This is a genomic window from Anaerofustis stercorihominis DSM 17244, from assembly GCF_000154825.1.
Taxonomy (GTDB): domain Bacteria; phylum Bacillota; class Clostridia; order Eubacteriales; family Anaerofustaceae; genus Anaerofustis; species Anaerofustis stercorihominis.
In genome coordinates, this window is the sequence record NZ_DS560015.1 from 650,697 (window position 1) to 670,558 (window position 19,862).

Below are 19,862 nucleotides of genomic sequence, written 5' to 3' on the forward strand. Positions count from 1 at the left end.
CGATATACTATTTTTTCTGATTTACTTCAATTTTAAATACATAATTTTTTTACCATATCTTAATTACAAGTTACGAACATATGAAATATATATTGACTTATTATGTATCAACATATATGATACATATATGGATACGAAAAAAGGCGGTGATTTTACTTGGTATCTAAAAGAGGAAGACCGACAGATGACCCTAAGACATTGAATACACGTATAAGGCTTTCGGAAAATGATGTTTCAATGCTGAAATACTGCAGTGACATCACAGGAAAGACAAAATCCGAAATCATAAGAATGGGAATAAAGAAGGTCTACGAGGAACTAAAAAAATAAAAGGTAGCCCAGCACCCTGCAAGATGACATGGACTACCAACCCCAAACGGAGTATGTAAATATTATACACTGCATACTTCTGTTTGGCAAGGAATAAACGGAGGTTAAAATAATGAATGACACAGAATATTTGGACATTGATTTAGATAAAGACAGCTACAGTAAATTGATGGAGTATTGTAAAATCAAAAAGGTATCTAAAGATAAAGCAATCAAAATGATAATAAAAGATATTTCGGAAAATATAAAAAAGGAAGGACATTAAGTCTTTCCTTTTTATTTAATTGATTATCAAATTTTAAAATATGTAAAAAAGACCGCTTTAAGCGGTCTTAAATTTCATATATTAATAATCGTCTCTGTCTCTTCTTGATAAAGAATCCTTTAAGAAATCAGGGATATCTCCCCAGTCATTCTTCTTTTCTTTCTTAACTTCCTGTTCCTGAGGTTCGATTTCTTTCTTTATTTCTTCTTCCGCAAGTTCAACAAGTTGTCCATTTTTATTCTTCATGTTAAAGCCTGTAGCGATGATAGTTATCTTAACGCTGTCTTCAAGGCTTGGGTCTATTGCGGCACCGAAGATAACATTTGCATCAGGGTCTGCTTCTTCTCTTGCTATTTCCGCAGCCTTATTGATTTCAAATAATGATAGATCTTCCCCGCCGGTAATGTTGATGATAACCCCGGTAGCACCTTTGATACTTGTTTCAAGAAGCGGAGATTTAACTGCTTCCTGTACGGCTTCAACGGCTTTATCTTCGCCCGTACCGTATCCGACACCCATGTGTGCCATTCCGGCATCTTTCATGATAGTCTTAACGTCAGAGAAGTCTAAGTTTACGATACCCGTGATACCGATAAGGTCGCAGATACCTCTGACACCTTGTGATAATACATCATCGGCTAATTTTAACGCATCTTTGAATGTCGTATTCTTATCTGCTATTCCCAGTAATTTTTCATTTGGGATAACTACTAATGCATCTACATGCTCTCTTAGAAGTCTTATACCAAGATCTGAATTGGAGGCTCTTACTTTACCTTCGAAACCGAATGGTCTTGTTACAACGGCAATTGTAAGTACACCGAGTTCTTTTGCTATCTTAGCGATAACGTGGCTCGCACCCGTACCTGTTCCCCCGCCCATTCCTGCGGTAATAAATAAAAGGTCTGCACCTTCTACGATTTTTTTAAGTTCATCACTGCTTTCTTCCGCAGATTCTTGTCCGACTTGTGGATTTGCACCTGCACCGAGACCGCCTGTAGTCCTGTCTCCTATCTGCACTTTGTTTTCGCTTAAAGATTCACTCAAAGCCTGTGCATCGGTATTTACCGCTACGAACCTAACTCCCTGAAGTCCGCCTTCTATCATTCTATTAACAGCATTGTTGCCACCGCCGCCAACGCCGATTACTCTTATATCCGCAAAATTACCCATATGTATATCTTCCATTTCGTATGGCATAATAACTCCTCCTAAACATAGTAAACTAATTCTATTCTATTTTAATATTATTTTTTAATATATGCAACACTTTTTTGTGATTTTTACTACATATTTGACTTTAAATGCTATATCTTACTATATATTGGGTTAACTCCCTGTATCAATTCTACCTTCTGCTTCATATCCATGTTCTTTATGAAATAGAGGACAAAGCTTTTATGGTACGAAAAAGCGGAAAAGTTTGAAAACTGAAGGACACTTCCGTTTTCAAAGTATAGATTATATTTTCCCGAACCGTCAGCATAAAACTGTGAAACTTTCTTAAGCATTTCATTTTCTTTCAAAAATTCTAAAACTTGTTTTAAAGTCTGAACTTGTACATCATTCAAATCAAATAATTTTTTACCTTCTTCAAGGTCTTTTATCTTTATCCCCGTAACTATGGGAACATCATACCTGGTCAGTGTATCGGATGAGGATATGACCTTGCCCTCATCGTCTACATCATAAAAAGTCTTTTCTTCCTGAAGTATGAAATAAGGAGATCTTTCTTCTATTTCTATTACGACCGTTGAGGGGAATTTTCTATGTATCTTAGCTTTTTTTACTATAGTTATCCTCTCTATTTCATCTTCGGCTTTTCCCGCACTGAAAGAATAAATATTCTCCCCTTCTATTATACCGCTTCTTGCGATGATCTCCTGTTTATTGGATATTTGATTGTTTTCAACTTCTACGTTTTCGATATTAAAAATATCGGAAGAAGTTACAAATAAAGCACCTACGATTATGATTATGAATATGAAAATAATAAGAAGCGATTTCGGATTGAAAAATCTGCGTCTTTTTTTTCTCCTCTTTTTTCTAGGTCTGTATGTATGTGCTTCATAATAACTCTTACCCATAATAACACCTTTACTGATTTCTGTCTATTTTTGCTCCAAGTCCTCTTAAAGTCTTTTCTAAATTTTCATATCCTCTGTCGATATGATATATATCGTAAATATTACTTTTGCCCTCTGCGGCAAGTGCGGCTATCACAAGACTGGCGCCGCCTCTTAAATCCTCGGCGTACATATTTGCACCGCTTAACTTATCTACTCCGTTTATAACGAGGGTAGTCCCGTTTACATTCATGTTTGCACCCATTCTGGTAAGCTCGCATGTATATTTGAACCTGTTTTCAAATATGGTTTCGTTTATTATACTTACTCCCTCTGCAAGAGAGAGCATCGCACCGAACTGAGACTGCATATCCGTGGGAAATCCGGGATAAGGAAGTGTAATAAGAGAATCTATGGCTTTTATCTTATCGGCGCCCTTTATCAATATCCCGTCGCTGTATATCTTGAACCTGGCACCGCTTTCCATCAATTTATAGTAGACGGCTTTCATCGTATCTACTTTTGCGTCTTTTAAATATATACTGCTGCCCGTCATATTCGCAAGACACATAAATGTCCCGCATGCTATCCTGTCGCTCATGACGGTATATTCACAGCTGTGAAGCTCTTTGACCCCTTCGATATAAACGGTATTTGTACCGGCTCCGTATACTCTCGCCCCCATGGAATTAAGGAAATTTTGAAGGTCGATTATTTCCGGTTCCTTTGCGGGATTACCTATAGAGGTCACACCCTCTGCCAATACGGAAGCAAGCATAATATTTTCCGTAACACCTACACTGGGAAAATCAAGCTGGATATTCTTTCCCTTTAAATGTTCCCCTTTAAGAGTTATGATACCATTTTCTTCACTCATTTCACAGCCCAGCTCTTTTAATGCTTTGATATGCATGTCTATCGGTCTGAGTCCGATATCACACCCGCCGGGCATAGAAAAACTGCATTCCTTATTAAGAGAAAGAACCGCCCCCATCAACATGATGGAAGATCGCATTTTTCTGAGTAAGCCTTCATTAAGGCTCGTCTTATTTAAATCCTCGGAATTTACCGATATGGTGTTTCCTTCTTTTATCACCTTACATCCAAGGTCTTTAAGTAATTTTATCATTATACCTACATCTTCGATACCCGGTACATTATGTATAATACTTTCGGATTTGCTTAATATAGATGCTGCCAAAATCGGTAAAGCCGCATTTTTACAGCCCTGCAAGTTTATATCGCCGTCTAATTTTCTGCCGCCTTCAATAACGAAACTGTCCATTTACTTTCCTCCCATACCTATATAGTCTATATTATTCAAACTAAGACTATATTGTGAGAGGTATTTTATTCTGCCCGAAAGGGCATAGCTTTTTAGGACACAGTCCTAAGACCTTTCTTCTACAAAAAATAAATATATAAGGGGCTCTGCCCCATAGCCCGCCATTCTTTGCTTGTCCAAAGATTTTTTCAATACACTTTTTAAGACTTGTCCACTGCACCGGTGAAGCTTATTTGCAGGACTTCGTCCTGCTTCCTCGGGAAGTGTCCCGAAGACTCTTTTCGGGGCTTTGCCCCAAACCCCATTTATCTTTGTTCGCCCAAAGATAAAATAAAGGGCTCCACTCAATCGCCGTGGTGGCTATTAACGTGACTGAATTTCCTCTGAAAATCTACCCGATTTTCAGGGAACAGTCACTACTCCGCCCTCTTAAATTTAAAATTTATTTTTATTATAGAGTAATAACTCTTTTAGGTAAATAACGGATGAATGACTTCAGTAAGTTAAAGATCCCTTTTGGCGAAGCCTTAGGCACCTCGCCCAGCGGGTCCTTTCTTCCATTCTGTGACTGACCTAAAACTCCAAAAGAGTTTTAGGTCAGTCACAGAATGGTCGGTTTTTTAAGGGCAGACAGCCCTTATAGGAGCTTTTCGATTTCATCAACTATCATCTCCGCGCTGTTGCGGTTGGAAAGGAGTTTTGCTCTATAGCTCATCTGCTTTAAAAGCTCTTCATTATCAAGTATCTTGTCCACCTCTCCCGCGAGCTTGACAGCACTCAAATCTTTATCCAAAATCATTATCCCCGCTCCCGCCTTTTCGACTTCCTCGGCATTCTTCCTTTGGTGGTCATCGGCTGCAAGAGGATAAGGGATATAGATACCGGCAAGTCCGACGTATGTGATTTCCGCAATAGCTCCCGCACCGCTCCTTGCAATAACAAGGTCTGCGGCATTTAAAAGCAAAGGCATATCGTATACATAGTCTTTTATCTCCACATTATGTATCTCTCCGAAGTTTATACCCTGATTACTTGCATTTTCCATAAACTCGTCATATCCGGCTTTTCCCGTTACGTGATAAATATAAACGTCATCTCTGTTTTTATATTTATCTATCAAATAAAGCATAGAGTCGTTTAAGTTTTTTGCTCCCAGACTTCCTCCGAAACAGACTATCACTCTTCTGTTTTTATCCACTTCCAGCGTCTTTCTGGCAATTTCACGGTTATAAAGCCCGAACTCTCTTCTTACGGGGTTACCGGTATGAACCACTCTGTCGGGATATTTCACGAATTCCTTGGTGTTTTCAAAGCTCGAACAAACCACATTTGCCCATTTTGAAAGTGTCTTTGTGGTAAACCCGGGTGTTGCGTTCTGCTCATGGATAAGAGTAGGCTTACCCTTTAAAGCTCCCGCAAGGACTACGGGACCGCTTACGAAACCTCCCGTACCGATAACGACATCGGGGTCAAATTCTTTAACAAGCTTTCTGGCGTCGTTAAATCCGCGAAACATCTTAATGAAAACTCCCGCCTTTTGAAGTTTGGAATAATATCTTTCAAAACCGTAAATTCGTATACTGCTCAGTTTATACCCCGCTTTTGGAACTATATCCGCTTCCATGCAGTCCATTCTTCCGCCGAACATTATTTCAGCGTCGGGATGTTCGTATTTTATTTGATTTGCAATTGCAACGGCCGGATATATATGACCTCCGGTACCGCCGCCGGCGATTAAAATTTTCATAGTCTTCTCCTTTTCCTTTAAAGAAACAAACAGTCAAGGGACTCCGTCCCTTACACCCTGCTAAATCTTTGTTCACTCAAAGTTTTAGAACAAAGGGCTCCGCTTACCGCGGTGGCTATATACGCAACTGGATTTACTTAATTTTTCCGCTCGAAAATTTTGAACAGTTGCTACCCCTCCCTAATTTTAGCAAGGTTTTATTTTAAGTATAATATTTAATATATGTATATAAACATTCTAAGCTAACTACCGATTATTTTAGTCAATAATCGAAATAACTTAGCTGCAAATCTATCCTAATAAAAGAATAAAATTGCAATTAAGTTATTGGTTTTTTTTATTTCTTTTATAAAGAAACAACTTCCTAGGGGCTCTGCCCCTAAAACCCCGGCACTTTTTAAAAGATTAAAAAGTACCAAAAAATCTCCGCTCAAGCCGCGGTGGCTTATAACGACTGGATTTTCTACAAAATGCTGCCCGCATTTTGTAAAACAGTCGCATCCCCTACCCCATATAAATAAAAATTTTGCCTTGTATTAAAGCTAATAAATTTTTTAGGTAATATGCGAGTGAATGACTTAAATAAGTTTAATATCTTTTTTAGCGAAGCTCTTAGCACCACGCAGTGGAAAAACTTTTACTCCTTTTTTGTTTCTTCGGACAAAAAAGGGCGGTTTGTAAGGCAGAGCCTTACAGAATTATGGTTCGCCCTTTTGGGCGAATCAAATATTACAATGTTTGGATATATTGAGCACTACCCCCATACCGCACATCAGAGATATAAGGGAGGAAGCTCCCGCACTGACGAATGGAAGAGGCATACCGGTTACGGGTATAAGTGCCGTCGCAACACCTATATTTATAAATACCTGTAATCCGAGAAGTCCCGCCATTCCTCCGCAGAACAGCATGGAAAAGCTGTCAGGCGCATTGAGAGCGATAATAACACATCTCCAAATAAGGAATAAGTAAACAGCAATGAGTATTATCCCGAAAATAAGTCCCATTTCTTCACCGATATGAGCAAATATAAAGTCATTCTGAGGTTCGGGCATGAATAACAGCTTTGCTTTCCCCTGACCGAAACCTCGTCCTAAAAGTCCTCCCGAACCCAGTGCCATAAGCGACTGACAGATCTGCCAGCCTGCACCTTTTATATCAGCCCAAGGGTCAAGGAAAGTAAGCATTCTCGTAAGTCTCCACGGGGTACTTATTATCATGAATACTATCCCTCCCACACCCGCTATTACGACGGGTATGAAATATTTTAGGTTCATACCTCCGATTATGAGCATACCTACTATAAGTGCACCTATGATAGTCGCGGTAGAAAGATTAGGCTCCAAAGCAATAAGTCCGCATACTATAAGTGCAAGACCTATGACAGGCAATATACCGTAACGGAAACTCCTTATAAGCTCTTTTTTCCTTTCGATGTAATAAGCAAGGAAAAGGATAAGAGCTATTTTTGTAAACTCACTGGGCTGTATCGTTCCGAGACTTCCTATCCTTATCCACCTTTTCGCTCCGTTTACATTAGTACCTATGAATAAAACAAGGACAAGCATTATTATAACTCCTATCATTACAATGGGAGCAAACTGCTTTGTTTTACGATAGTCTATATTTGAAATAGTTATCATCAAAATAGTTCCGATGATAGCAAAAATAAGCTGTTTGGTAAAATAGGAAAAAGGACTTCCGCTTATTCCCGAGTTATACATACTGGCAGAAAAAATAGATACTATCCCGAATATGGTCAGCCCCATTATAGTAAGGAGCAGCCAGTAATCCATTGTCCTTTTTCTTTTTCTTCCTTCGTTCATTTAACTTATCCTTTCAAATTTTTTACGTATGACTTAAACGCTCTTCCCCTTTGTTCGTAGTCGTCAAACATGTCAAAGCTTGAAGTCGCGGGAGAAAGGAGTACACACTCTCCTTTATCCGCAAGCGATGTAGCTTTTATGCAAACTTCGTCAAATCCGCCTTGTACCATATGATAATTTTTATAATCATATTTATCCAAAGTATCTTTTATCTTATTTTGTACTGCTCCGTACAAAACAATACATTTAATATTATCATTAATACTTTTGACTAATTCGTCGAAAGGTGTCATTTTATCATATCCGCCCAGCATAAGTACAGTCTTCTTCTTCATCGCTTTCATAGCGGTCACGGTAGCGTCTACGTTCGTACCTTTTGAGTCATTTATATATTCTATGCCGTCAACGGTATCAACATACTCGATTCTGTGTTCAACACTCTTAAAATTTTTAAGAGTGTTAATAAGGGTTTCTTTTTCAACACCTTTTACTACCGCCGCCAAAGAAGCCGCCATAACGTTCATCACATTGTGAAGTCCGTAAAGCTTCAGCTCGTTTATATCGATCAAAGGATATACTTCCCCTTTAAAATCAATGATTATATTTTCATCTTTTAAATAAGCATTGGCGTTTTTATCTTCTTTAACAGTGAATGTAAGCACTTTGCTTTTTGCATTTTCGCTTAGCCCCGTAAGTATCTTATCTTCTTTATTTACTATGAGATAATCATTTTCATCCTGATTTACGAATACATTCCCTTTTACCCTTACATACTCTTCAAATGTAGAGTGTCTTTCAAGGTGGTCGGGAGTGATGTTCGTCATAATAGCGATATCGGGTTTAAATTTATCGTTGAGCTCAAGCTGATAAGAGCTTACTTCCAAAGCATATACGCTGTTATCATCACCCTTTTCTGCGTCGTTTATGAATGAATTTCCGATATTCCCGTTTACATAAGTATCATATCCGGCGTTTTTGAAAATCTCTCCGACCAAAGTCGTGGTCGTGGTTTTTCCGTTGGTCCCCGTTATAGCTATTTCGTATCCTTTGCAGAAAGAATTCGCAAATTCAAATTCCGAATATAAGGGTATGTCATTCTTTTTAGCCGTAACTATAGGAAAAGCCTTAGGAGGAACCGAAGGTGAAACTATCATCATTTCACATTCTTTTATTTCTTCTTCCTTAGGCTGTCTGCCGAGTATGAATGTTATGTTTTTATCATCTTTTATTGTATCTATCCCAAATCCCAAAGGAACTATATCTTCATATTCCTTTGTGTCCGTAAGGTATACTTTTTTATTTTTACCGCTTAAAAATTTAGCTGTTGAAACGCCGCTCCTGCCGCCGCCCACAACCATATATATGCCGTCTTTTAAATCCATTTCTTACTCCTTATCAGTTAAACATTATAGGAAGTGATAAAAGTGAAATCATCACAAGCACTGCCGTAGTTATCCAAAAACAAGTCACTATCTTGGTTTCATGGTGTCCGAGAAGTTCAAAGTGATGATGTATCGGAGCCATTTTAAACAGTCTTTTCCCTCCGGTCTTTTTGAAGTATCCAACCTGCAAAAGTACGGAAAGTGCTTCTACGAAGTATACTCCCCCTGCTATCAATATGAACAGTTCGGACCTTGTAAATATGGAGATTATTACCACGGCTCCGCCGAGAGCCATAGACCCAGTGTCCCCCATGAATATTGAAGCGGGATGTGCGTTATAGCATAAGAACCCGAGACATACACCTATCACGCTTGCAGAGAATATATTCATGGATGTAAATCCGTTTGCAAGGGAAAATACAAGGAAGAAAAATACTATTATCATAGTTACTCCGCAGGCAAGCCCGTCTAGTCCGTCCGTAAGGTTAGCCGCATTTACCACCGCTACTATCGCTATTATAACAAAAGGGATATAAAGCCATCCTAGGTCCCAGTTAAGATCCGTAAAAGGAACTACTATACTTGTTCCTATGGAAGGGTGAAAAGCCGCATAAACCGCAACGGCACCCGCAGCCGAGAACTGAAGCAAAAGCTTTTGTATCGGAAGCATACCAAGATAAGGAACGAGAACGCCCCCTTCCGAGTTAAGTCTGTTTTTTTGAACCATTTTTATATAATCGTCAAGGAAACCTATAAGTCCGAATATAAGAGTCACGAAAAGAGCGAAGACAAGATCTCCATCCGCTTTGGAAAAGAAAATGATGCATGTGACAAGTATGCCGAGCATCATTACAAGCCCGCCCATGGTAGGCGTACCGGCTTTCTTATAGTGGCTCTTGGGTCCCAGTTCCCTGATCGTCTGACCCATTTTAAGTCTTTGCAGGAAAGGTATGAATTTTGGTGTAAGTAAAATTACTACCGCAAATGAAATAAGGGTAGCAAGAATCGAATATACCATTAAAATACTCCTCCTTTTTTGATTGCATCGACAACGTCTTCAAACTTCATTCCTCTCGAAGCCTTTACCAACACAAAATCACCTTCTTTTAGAAAATCGAATACTTCTTCGACCAAATAATTTTTCTCGAAAAAGTATAATGCTTTGCCCGGATCCATACCGTTTTCTCCCGCACCTTTGATGTAGTGCATAGCATAGTCTCCGCATGCAAGCAGCAGCTCGACTCCGTTTTCCGCAGCGGCTTTACCGCATGCTTCGTGCTCTTCTTCGCTTTTTTCGCCGAGTTCGAGCATATCACCGAGAACGGCTACTTTTCTATTATTACCGCCGATCCTGTTTAGTAAACCTAAAGCTTCCTTTAAAGCTTCCGGGTTTGAATTATAAGTATCATCTATCAATGTTATCCCGTTTACTTCTTCTATCTTCATTCTGTTACCTGTAGGCATAAAATCGTCCAATCCTTCTTTTATTTGTTCGTAGTTGAGTCCAAAGTGAAATCCCGTGTATATTGCAAACAGTGCGTTGTAAACGCTGTATTTAGCGGGGATTTTAGTGCAGAAAGTATAGTTTTTACCATTGTAATCCACCATAAACTTCGCTCCCTTTGAGCTATATAAGATATCGGCAGCTCTAAAATCCCCGTGGTTGATACCGACTTTGACGACGTTGAATTCGTCGTTTGTATAATCCTTAAAAAATTCGTCGTCTCCGTTAACAAGAAGAGTTCCGCCTTTTTTAAGTCCTTTTGTTATTTCCGTCTTTGCTTTAAAGATATTTTCTTTGCTTCCCAAATTTTCGATATGAGTGACCCCGACATTAGTTATCATTGCAAGGTCGGGCTCTACCAGTTCGCTTATTTTTTCAATTTCGCCTTTATGGTTCATCCCCATTTCCACTACGGCTATTTCATCCCCCTGTTCAAGATTGAAAAGAGTCAGAGGCACTCCCGTGGTGGAATTGAAATTCCCTATGGTCTTCATCGTTTTATATTTTTTACTAAGCACACTTGCCGTCATATCCTTTGTGGTGGTCTTTCCCGCACTTCCGGTAAGTGCTACAAAGGGTATATCAAATCTATCCTTATAGCTTTTTGCCATATCGTAAAGGGCTTTTAAAGTATCTTCAACCTTGATTTGAAAACAATCCGCCCCTTCTATTTCTCTTTTTACGACTACCGCACAAGCACCGTTTTTATAAGCGCTCAAAGCAAAATCATGTCCGTTCATTTCAGTCCCGTCGAGAGCAAAAAACACGCTTCTTTTTTTTGCAAGTCTGCTGTCTATCACCACTCCGCTGACTTCATTTTCTTTTCCCCAACGAATGATTTTCCCGTTTATCATCTTCGATAGTGTATCTATACCTATACTATTCATACATTACCTCATATATTTTTAATATCTGTCTTATTATATCACTTTTTGCGTTTAATAAAAACATTTTATGAGCAATTACTTGACATATTTAAATGTAACGGTTACCTTAGTTCCCTTTTTAACACTTGCGCCTGCCTTTACACTTTGCGCCTGAGCGATACCTCCGCCTTTTATTTCCATGGTAAGACCTATCTTGGTCAATGCTTCGTTTGCACTTTGTACACTCATACCCGTTAAATCAGGCATGGTCACATTTTCCAAAGAAGAATCGTCTACAGTCAGAGTTATCGTCTTCGAGTATGTTTCCTGAACGTTGGTCTGACTTACGACCACCGCATTATTATCACTGACTTTCTTATTTTTATAATTTACCTTATATTTTATCTTTAATGTATCAAGCAGACTCTTTGCGTCGGTAAGGCTTTCCCCTCTTACATCGGGAACTACGACTTTTGTGCTGAGTGTCTTGATATCCTTTGAATTATCTTCACTCTTTGTCTTTAAGTAATTCACTGAGTTCTTGAGTATTTCCGCTGCGATAGGTGCCGCAGTCGTACTTCCGTAACGTCCGTTGGTGGGCTCGTCACAAAGGACTATGACCGCGATTTTAGGGTCATTGTAAGGTGCAAAACCAAAGAATGAACATACATATTTGGAATGTGAATATTTTCCGTCGACTATCTTTTGAGCAGTACCTGTCTTACCGCCCATTTTTAAAGATTTCGTATCATACTTTTTAAGTACTTCGGACTTTGTTATAACGCCTCTTAAATACTTACGCATGGTCGAAGAAGTATCTTTTGATATTATCTGTCTTACCACTTCTTTTTCATAAGTCGTGGTAACGGCATTGTCTTCTCCTTCCGTAACGTATTTTACAAGCTGAGGTTTTAATAAATAACCTCCGTTGACAACCGAAGAAAGAGCCATAGTCATCTGGATAGGTGTTGTGGATATCCCCTGCCCGAAAGCCTTCGTTACAAAGTCGACTACATTTACATCCTGATTAGGAGGGACTATCCCGCCTTCTTCTCCGCCCAAAGCGATACCCGTCTTTGAACCGAAACCGAAGTTATATATATAATCGTAGAATGTGTCGGGACCCATACGCATACCGATTTCCATCATAGCGGGGTTACAGGAGTTGGCAAGAGTCTCTCCGAGAGACTGACTGCCGTGTCCGTTTGGATAAACACTGCATCTGATTTTCGTTCCCGCAACGACTTTATATCCCTTACAGTAAAATCTTGAAGATTTATCTATGGAGCCTTCTTCAAGTGCCGAAGAAACCGTTACGGGCTTGAATGTGGAGCCAGGCTCGTAGTTTAAACTTATATTTGGATTATCCCACATCAAAGCAAGCTTTTGACTGTCAGTCATCTTCTTTTTCTTACCGCTTTTTGTCGTGGTATAGAACTCCGAAGAAAATTTCTTTTTAAAGGAATTATCCAGTTTCCATGGGTCGTTTAGGTTATAACTTGGATTTGCCGCCATTGCGAGTATCTCGCCCGTAGAAGGGTCTACAGCAATAGCCGTAACTCTCTTGGAACCTGTTTTCTTAATACCCGTCTCTAAGGCATTTTCTGCGTACATCTGAATAACGCTGTCTATGGAAAGGACAAGGTTGCTTCCGTTTGTCGCTTCCTGTCTTACTTCACTGCCCGAAGCTATCTTTCTTCCGCTTCCGTCGGTTTGATAGAGGACTACTCCGTCTTTTCCCGCAAGCACATCGTTATAGCTAGCTTCCAAACCGTAAAGCCCCTGATGATCCACACCTGTGAAACCCAATAGATGAGAAGCGAATTTACCGTTTGAATAATATCTTTTTTTATCTTCGGTAACGGATACTCCGTTATAGCCCTTATTCTTTATTTTAAGACCTATAGAGTTATCCACTTTCCTTTTTATCAGTTCGTTATTTGAAGAAGCATTGCTTACCTTTTTATATACATCTTCATATTTGAGACTAAGCATTTTTGCAAGATATTCGCTTACTTCCTTTTTCTTGTCTTTATCCACGCTTGCGGGAGAAACATATATACTCGAACAAGTCGCGTCTTTCGCAAGTAAAGCCATGTTTCTGTCATAGATATCTCCCCTGGACGCCGTTATGGGAAGACGCTGCATCAACATGGCTGATTGTTTATTTCCGTATTCAACTGCTTTAAAGCCTTGTATGTACACCAGTTTTAAAACAAGTGCTATAAATAATATACATACAAAAGCAAATATAAATAATATTCTTTTCTTTTGTCTGAGATCTAAAAAAGTTTTCAAAAGTGACCACCTTTACTAATTGCCGGCGAAACCACTAAATAACTTAGAGAGTGCGCTGTCGCCTTTTGTATTTTGTGCACTGGCACTTTTACTGTCACTGAGAGCTTCGTCTTCGTTTTGTACATTGACGGCAACAAAGTAACTGTTCCCCGGCTTAATCATACCATATTTTTCTGTCGCTACCTTTTGGACTTTGTTCAAGTCCCTCTTGGCAAGTAGTTTACCCTCTAAACTATCATTTAACATTTTAGCATCTTTTAATTGATTTTCAAGCTTGGATATCTCAATATCCGTCCTGTTTATCCTATAACTTTGCCAAGTAATAACAGATAATAAAATCGCGGCAATAAGACATAGAAACAAAACCGTATCGAAAGTAAATACTTTTTCATTTTTTTTCTGTTCATATCTAGCACTTTGTTTTTCTCTTGTCATTTGCTGCTCCTTAAATTATATTTTAAAATTTATCTTATTATTACTTAAAGTTTTTCTATAACTCTAAGCTTTGCACTTCTTGAACGAGGATTTGCTTCTATTTCTTCCTCTGTCGGTAAAAGGGGCTTTCTCGTAAGCACCTTTACCTTAGGTGTATTCCCGCATACACATACGGGAAATTCCTTTGGGCATGTACACCCTTTTGCGTACTCCGAAAATACTTTTTTTACTATCCTGTCTTCGAGAGAATGGAAAGTTATTACCGCAAGCCTTCCCCCTTTATCAAGGACATCTATCATATCTTCCACCGACTGCTTCAAAGCGTCGATTTCGTCATTTACTTCTATCCTTATAGCCTGAAATGTTTTCTTTGCGGGATGTTTCATTTGATGAAACTTCTTTGGAATTGCATTTTTGATTATCTCTACAAGTTCATATGTAGTCTCAATCGGTTTTTCTTCCCTGTTTTTTAATATGTGTTTGGCTATGTTTCCCGCAAACTGCTCTTCCCCGTACTCGCTTATTACCCTTCTTAAATCTTCGTAAGAATAAGTATTTACAAGTTCCTTTGCAGAAAAGCTTTTGGATTTATCCATCCTCATATCGAGAGGTCCGTCCTTTTTAAAAGAAAAGCCTCTTGTTTCATCGTCTATTTGAAACGAAGAGACCCCCAGGTCTGCCATCATCCCGTCTATTTTATCTATACCGAGATCCATTAATATCTCTTTGATATCATGAAAATTACCCTTCACAAATTCTTTTTTACAATCCGTACTTTCAAGCCTTACTTTAGCTCTGTCAAATACAAAATCATCTTGATCGATACCGATAAATATACCTTCTTCGGATAATTTTTTACATATTCCCAAACTGTGCCCCGCACCGCCCATGGTACCGTCAACGTATATCCCATCTTCTTTTATATTTAACATATCTATTGTTTCCTGATATAAAACGCTGATGTGTTTCATTATAGAGTTATCCCCGCTTCAAACATTTCCTGTGCCACATCTTCCATGCAGTCATCGGATACGTCATTGTATTTAGCCCATTCCTTGCTGTCCCAAATTTCAACCTTGGTTTCAACACCTACGACAACTATATCCTTTTCTATCCCCGCATATTCCATCAAAGAAGCGGAAACCTTTGTTCTCCCCTGTTTATCGGGAGTACATTCAAGGGCACTGCCGAGGATAAACCTTGAAAAACGTCTGGCATTCCTGTCAGTGGTAGGAAGACTTTTAATCTTCGCGGCAAGCTCGTCCCAAGCTGATTTCGGGTAAACCGAGATACACTTATCAAGACCTTTGCACATAATAAAAGAATCACCAAGCTCACATCTGAATTTGGCGGGTACATTTATTCTTCCTTTTGTGTCGACTGAATGATTATATTCTCCTGATAGCATAATTCTTACCACTCTGTACCAATTTATGTGTTTATTTTACCACTATATACCACCTTACGCAACTAAAAATGGATTTTTTTTAATGTTTTTTGGTAATTTTAATCTTTTTAGAACACACTTTCTAAATTTCCGTGGATAACCTGTTGATAACATTTTCTTTTTCCAAGAAACAAACATTTAGGGGCTCTGCCCCTTACACCCCGGCACTTTTTAAAAGATTAAAAAGTACCAAAAAATCTCCGCTCTAGCCGCGGAGGCTTATAGTGACTGGATTTCCTCAGAAAATCTACCCGATTTTCTGGGAACAGTCACTATCCCACCCCTCTTGTATAAAAAGTTTTATATTATATTAAATGTAATAAATCTTTTAGGTAATATGCGGATGAATGACTTAGGTAAGTTTAATATCCCTCCCACGAAGGCTAAGGAACCGCGCCCAGCGGGGTCGTTTTGTCCATTCTGTGACTGACCTAAAACTCCAAAAGAGTTTTCAGTCAGTCAAAAAGTGCCGGGGTGTAAGGGGCAGAGCCCCTAAATGTTTGTTTCTTGGAAAAAGAAAAAGTATTATTGTAAGAAATATTGGGGTATGATATAATATGAACAGTGGCGCAGTATCCTAGTCGGTTTCGCTATGGTTGAAGGCGGGGCTAAAAATCCGTCAAAGGGCATATCGATGAAGTTTCTTGTTTGGGCTTCTTACGCCCAGTAAGGGGTTCTTTCAGGAAGTAAGGAAGCTGGGGCGATCTGCAACGGCATGCAGGCGTAGACCCTACTTCCGCGGAGGCTCATAGAGATTTATTCTCTATGGGAGAAACCTATGGATGTGGCAGTGCGGTGGTAAATCCGCCACTGCTGTTGAAGTAGTGTAGCCTGTTTTGAGTGATATAGGGGGAAATACGGAACCAACTTTTTATCGAGTGAGCTCTAAGATAAAAAAGTATTGCTTATGAAACCTATGTTGCAAAAGAAACTAGATCATAGTAAAATCGCTGAGGAAAGCTCCTAGGCTGTTTCTAACGATGGTAATTTGGGGATTACAGTGTGAACTAAGTGGGGATTTGGTTCTGCCCGCAGTAATGAGGCAGGGAAATATTGAAAGGGAAACCGCAATTACGGCGACGTTTTTGTATATTTTCGGGAAATCCTACCAAACCTAAGTCGCAAAGTTTACTTAAATTACTGCCACTGAACTTTATAAAAAAAGGACAGGCGTAATGCCTGTCTTTTTTATTTATTAAAAATAATTTCCTATACTTTTACTTTATATGGGACTCCGTTCCTTATAAAAGGTTTTAGGGGCAGAGCCCCTTAATACTTTCATTGACAAAAAATCCGAATTTTGTTATCATATTTGTTATAATTTTACACATGAAAGGGTATATAAAATGAAGATTTGGATAGTAAGATTAATAGGGATTTTAATGGTTGCGGCAGGTGCATATTTCCTTCCGAAATTCGATCAAAACGATCCCGATGAAAGATATAAGAAAATCGTGAGTATTTTTGCCATTCCTATGGGTATCATGGTTATAATGGCTACACTTATACAAATAGGTTAAAATAAAAATAAGGGGGTAAATGATGAGCGAGAACATACTTGATAAACAGTACGATCCCGGTAAGATAGAAGGTAAGATATACGAAAAATGGGAAAAGGGCGGATATTTCAAACCCGAAATAAATAAGGACGGAAAGCCTTTTACCATTATAATGCCTCCTCCTAACATCACCGGAAAGCTTCATATCGGACATGCCTTCGATGATACTCTTCAGGATATACTTATCCGTTATAAGAGGATGAAAGGCTACGCCGCACTATGGGTTCCGGGAGAAGACCATGCGAGTATCGCTACGGAAGTAAAAGTAGTCGATAAGATAAAAGAAGAAACGGGAAAAACAAAACAGGATCTCGGAAGAGAGAAGTTTCTAAAAGAAGCGTGGAACTGGGCGAAGACTTACAGAAAAGAAATAGCAAATCAGGTAAGGAAGCTGGGTTCTTCATGCGACTGGTCGAGAGAACGCTTTACAATGGATGAGGGCGTTAGCGAAGCGGTTAAGGAAACTTTTATCAGGCTCTATAAAAAAGGTCTTATTTACCGTGGTAACAGGATAATAAACTGGTGTCCCAGCTGTAAGACCGCTTTAAGCGATGCGGAAGTTGAATATGAAGAACAAGCCGGACATTTATGGCATATAAAATATCCTATAAAAGACAGCGATGAATTTGTCGTGATTGCGACAACAAGACCCGAAACTATGCTTGGAGATACTGCAGTCGCTATAAATCCCGATGACGAAAGATATTTCCACCTTAAAGGCAAGAGTTTGATACTTCCTCTCGTGAACAAAGAAATACCTATAGTATTCGATGAATACGTGGATAAACAGTTCGGTACGGGGTGTGTTAAGATAACTCCTTGCCACGACCCTAATGACTTTGAAGTGGGGCTTAGACACGACCTTGAACAGATAAGAGTTTTCAATGATGACGGTACCATAAACGAGCTTGGCGGAAAATACCAAGGGCTTACGACAAAACAGGCAAGAAAAGAAATAGTTAAAGACCTTGAAGAACTTGGGTTACTGGAAAAAATAGAAGACCATATGCATAATGTAGGTACATGCTACAGATGTCATGCAACGGTAGAACCTCTTACATCACTTCAGTGGTTCGTAAAAATGGAGCCTCTTGCAAAACCCGCAATAGACGCTGTAAATGAAAAGGAAGTAAATTTCGTTCCTGACAGATTTAAGAAGATTTACTTCAACTGGATGGAAAATATAAAGGACTGGTGTATATCAAGACAGCTTTGGTGGGGACACAGGATACCTGCTTATTACTGCGAAGAGTGCGGTGAAATGGTAGTTTCAAAGGAAATGCCCGCTAAGTGCGAGAAATGCGGATGTACGTCTTTCAAACAGGACGAAGACGCTCTTGATACATGGTTCTCTTCCGCACTTTGGCCTTTTTCTACTTTAGGCTGGCCGAAGGAAACCGAAGACCTCAAAAAATTCTATCCTAACGATGTCCTCGTTACCGGATTTGATATAATTTTCTTCTGGGTTGCGAGAATGGTTTTTTCAGGTATAGAACAAATGGGAGAACCTCCTTTCCACCATGTATATATACATGGTTTGGTTCGAGACTCTCAGGGAAGAAAGATGAGTAAATCTCTCGGAAATGGTATAGACCCTCTTGAAGTAATAGACAAGTACGGAGCAGACGTACTTCGTTTCTCTCTCGTTACGGGGAATAAAGCCGGCAACGATACAAGGTGGCAGGAAAGCAAAGTAGAAGCAAACAGGAACTTTGCAAACAAAATAAACAATGCCGCAAGATTTATACTTATGAACCTCGAAGATTTTGACGAGAATAAAAAAGCGGATTTGCCTAAGCTTCATAATACTGATAAATGGATTATCTCGAGAACTAATCAAATGGTCAAAGAGGTCACTGCAAATATAGAAAAATACGAATTCGGTATCGCAGCGGAAAAACTTTATACATTCATATGGAACGAGTTCTGCGACCTTTATATCGAATTTGCCAAACCGAGCCTGAACAGTGATAATAAAGAGGACAGGTTCAACACTCAGTATACTCTTAACTTAGTGTTCATGAATATCCTTAAAATGCTTCACCCTTATATGCCTTTCATTACAGAGCATATTTATTCTTTCATGCCGGGCAGAGAGGATATGCTTATCGCTGCTGAATATCCTGAATACAAAGAAGAATACGACTTCCCTAAGGAAGAAGAGGATATAACCATAATCGTAGAGGCTTTAAGGACTGTAAGGAACGCCAGAGCAAATATGGATATACCTCCTTCAAAGAAAGCCGACGGATATATATTCCCCAGCTCGAAAGAAATGAAAGAAGTATTTTCTTCAAGCAAGGACATCCTTATTAAACTTGCTAGCTTTAAGGATATAAACTTCATTGACGGTGAATATGATAAGGAAGAATCTCTTTGTGTAGTAGTAGAGGGCGGTAAGATCTTTATCCCTATGGGAGAACTTATCGACAGGGAAAAAGAAATCGAAAGACTTAAAAACGAAGAAAAGAAACTTAACGGAGAAATTTCCAGACTTGAAAAGAAACTTTCGAACAAGAATTTCACCGACAAGGCTCCCGAAAAGGTAGTTGAAGGAGAAAGAGAAAAACTTAAGAAGTATCAGTCTTTGATGGAGGAAGTCAAAGAGAGTCTTATAAAACTTAAATAATCAAATCCTCGGAATAATCCGAGGATTTTTTATTTTTTAAAAAACATGCATCATTATAATAAGTCTTAAAATTTTAACAATATATATTGTAATTTAGTTTGAATATAAATGCACTCTCTTATTCCTAATCATTTAAATTTATTATATAGTAGTAAAACCCTTAGAACCCAAGAAAATATTTATATTGTTACAAGAAATATTTTAATGGTTTTAATCAGTAAAT

The 19,862-nt window shown here is 38.9% G+C and carries 16 protein-coding genes; 4 read left to right on the top strand and 12 right to left on the bottom strand.

Going from position 1 to position 19,862, the window contains the following annotated elements; all coding sequences use genetic code 11:
• Nucleotides 1-156: 156 nt before the first annotated feature.
• Complete coding sequence (locus ANASTE_RS12055) at nucleotides 157-330, top strand: hypothetical protein (protein ID WP_007049460.1); 174 nt, start codon at nucleotides 157-159, stop codon at nucleotides 328-330.
• A gap of 112 nt (nucleotides 331-442) precedes the next feature.
• Complete coding sequence (locus ANASTE_RS11890) at nucleotides 443-595, top strand: hypothetical protein (RefSeq protein WP_007049461.1); 153 nt, start codon at nucleotides 443-445, stop codon at nucleotides 593-595.
• Nucleotides 596-676: 81 nt separating this feature from the next.
• On the opposite strand, the gene ftsZ is transcribed toward ANASTE_RS11890, so the two are convergent.
• From ftsZ to mraZ, 12 genes are all read right to left on the bottom strand, one after another.
• Nucleotides 677-1,795, bottom strand: a complete 1,119-nt coding sequence (ftsZ, locus tag ANASTE_RS03070; protein ID WP_007049462.1) for a cell division protein FtsZ — start codon at nucleotides 1,793-1,795, stop codon at nucleotides 677-679.
• Between the two features lie 107 nt (nucleotides 1,796-1,902).
• Nucleotides 1,903-2,682 (bottom strand): cell division protein FtsQ/DivIB, encoded by a 780-nt coding sequence (locus tag ANASTE_RS03075; protein ID WP_007049463.1) that lies wholly within the window; start codon nucleotides 2,680-2,682, stop codon nucleotides 1,903-1,905.
• Between the two features lie 10 nt (nucleotides 2,683-2,692).
• Nucleotides 2,693-3,946, bottom strand: coding sequence for a UDP-N-acetylglucosamine 1-carboxyvinyltransferase (gene murA / locus ANASTE_RS03080; RefSeq protein WP_007049464.1), 1,254 nt, complete (start codon nucleotides 3,944-3,946; stop codon nucleotides 2,693-2,695).
• A gap of 637 nt (nucleotides 3,947-4,583) precedes the next feature.
• Nucleotides 4,584-5,693 (bottom strand): undecaprenyldiphospho-muramoylpentapeptide beta-N-acetylglucosaminyltransferase, encoded by a 1,110-nt coding sequence (gene murG, locus ANASTE_RS03090; protein ID WP_007049466.1) that lies wholly within the window; start codon nucleotides 5,691-5,693, stop codon nucleotides 4,584-4,586.
• A 722-nt stretch (nucleotides 5,694-6,415) separates the two neighbouring features.
• Nucleotides 6,416-7,519: a putative lipid II flippase FtsW gene (ftsW, locus tag ANASTE_RS03095; protein ID WP_007049469.1), complete on the bottom strand. Its 1,104-nt coding sequence runs from the start codon at nucleotides 7,517-7,519 to the stop codon at nucleotides 6,416-6,418.
• A 5-nt stretch (nucleotides 7,520-7,524) separates the two neighbouring features.
• Nucleotides 7,525-8,901 carry a UDP-N-acetylmuramoyl-L-alanine--D-glutamate ligase gene (gene murD / locus ANASTE_RS03100; RefSeq protein WP_007049470.1) on the bottom strand — a complete coding sequence of 459 codons (1,377 nt, stop codon included), beginning with the start codon at nucleotides 8,899-8,901 and terminating at the stop codon, nucleotides 7,525-7,527.
• Nucleotides 8,902-8,914: 13 nt separating this feature from the next.
• Nucleotides 8,915-9,919 (bottom strand): phospho-N-acetylmuramoyl-pentapeptide-transferase, encoded by a 1,005-nt coding sequence (gene mraY / locus ANASTE_RS03105; RefSeq protein ID WP_007049471.1) that lies wholly within the window; start codon nucleotides 9,917-9,919, stop codon nucleotides 8,915-8,917.
• A complete protein-coding gene (locus tag ANASTE_RS03110) occupies nucleotides 9,919-11,292 on the bottom strand; it encodes a UDP-N-acetylmuramoyl-tripeptide--D-alanyl-D-alanine ligase (RefSeq protein WP_007049472.1) in 1,374 nt (457 codons plus the stop codon). The genes mraY and ANASTE_RS03110 overlap by 1 nt, the downstream gene beginning before the upstream one ends.
• Before the next feature lie 75 nt (nucleotides 11,293-11,367).
• A complete protein-coding gene (locus ANASTE_RS03115; protein ID WP_007049473.1) occupies nucleotides 11,368-13,569 on the bottom strand; it encodes a penicillin-binding transpeptidase domain-containing protein in 2,202 nt (733 codons plus the stop codon).
• Nucleotides 13,570-13,584: 15 nt separating this feature from the next.
• Complete coding sequence (locus ANASTE_RS03120) at nucleotides 13,585-14,004, bottom strand: hypothetical protein (protein ID WP_007049474.1); 420 nt, start codon at nucleotides 14,002-14,004, stop codon at nucleotides 13,585-13,587.
• A 44-nt stretch (nucleotides 14,005-14,048) separates the two neighbouring features.
• Nucleotides 14,049-14,975 (bottom strand): 16S rRNA (cytosine(1402)-N(4))-methyltransferase RsmH, encoded by a 927-nt coding sequence (gene rsmH, locus ANASTE_RS03125; protein ID WP_007049475.1) that lies wholly within the window; start codon nucleotides 14,973-14,975, stop codon nucleotides 14,049-14,051.
• Nucleotides 14,975-15,412, bottom strand: coding sequence for a division/cell wall cluster transcriptional repressor MraZ (gene mraZ, locus ANASTE_RS03130; RefSeq protein ID WP_007049476.1), 438 nt, complete (start codon nucleotides 15,410-15,412; stop codon nucleotides 14,975-14,977). The genes rsmH and mraZ overlap by 1 nt, the downstream gene beginning before the upstream one ends.
• A 1,385-nt stretch (nucleotides 15,413-16,797) precedes the next feature.
• Here mraZ and ANASTE_RS11895 point away from each other — a divergent pair.
• Together ANASTE_RS11895 and ANASTE_RS03135 are read left to right on the top strand one after the other, a co-directional pair.
• On the top strand, nucleotides 16,798-16,971 hold the full coding sequence (locus ANASTE_RS11895) for a hypothetical protein (protein WP_007049480.1): 174 nt from the start codon (nucleotides 16,798-16,800) through the stop codon (nucleotides 16,969-16,971).
• A gap of 19 nt (nucleotides 16,972-16,990) precedes the next feature.
• Nucleotides 16,991-19,639, top strand: coding sequence for a valine--tRNA ligase (locus ANASTE_RS03135; RefSeq protein WP_007049481.1), 2,649 nt, complete (start codon nucleotides 16,991-16,993; stop codon nucleotides 19,637-19,639).
• Nucleotides 19,640-19,862 lie beyond the last annotated feature (223 nt).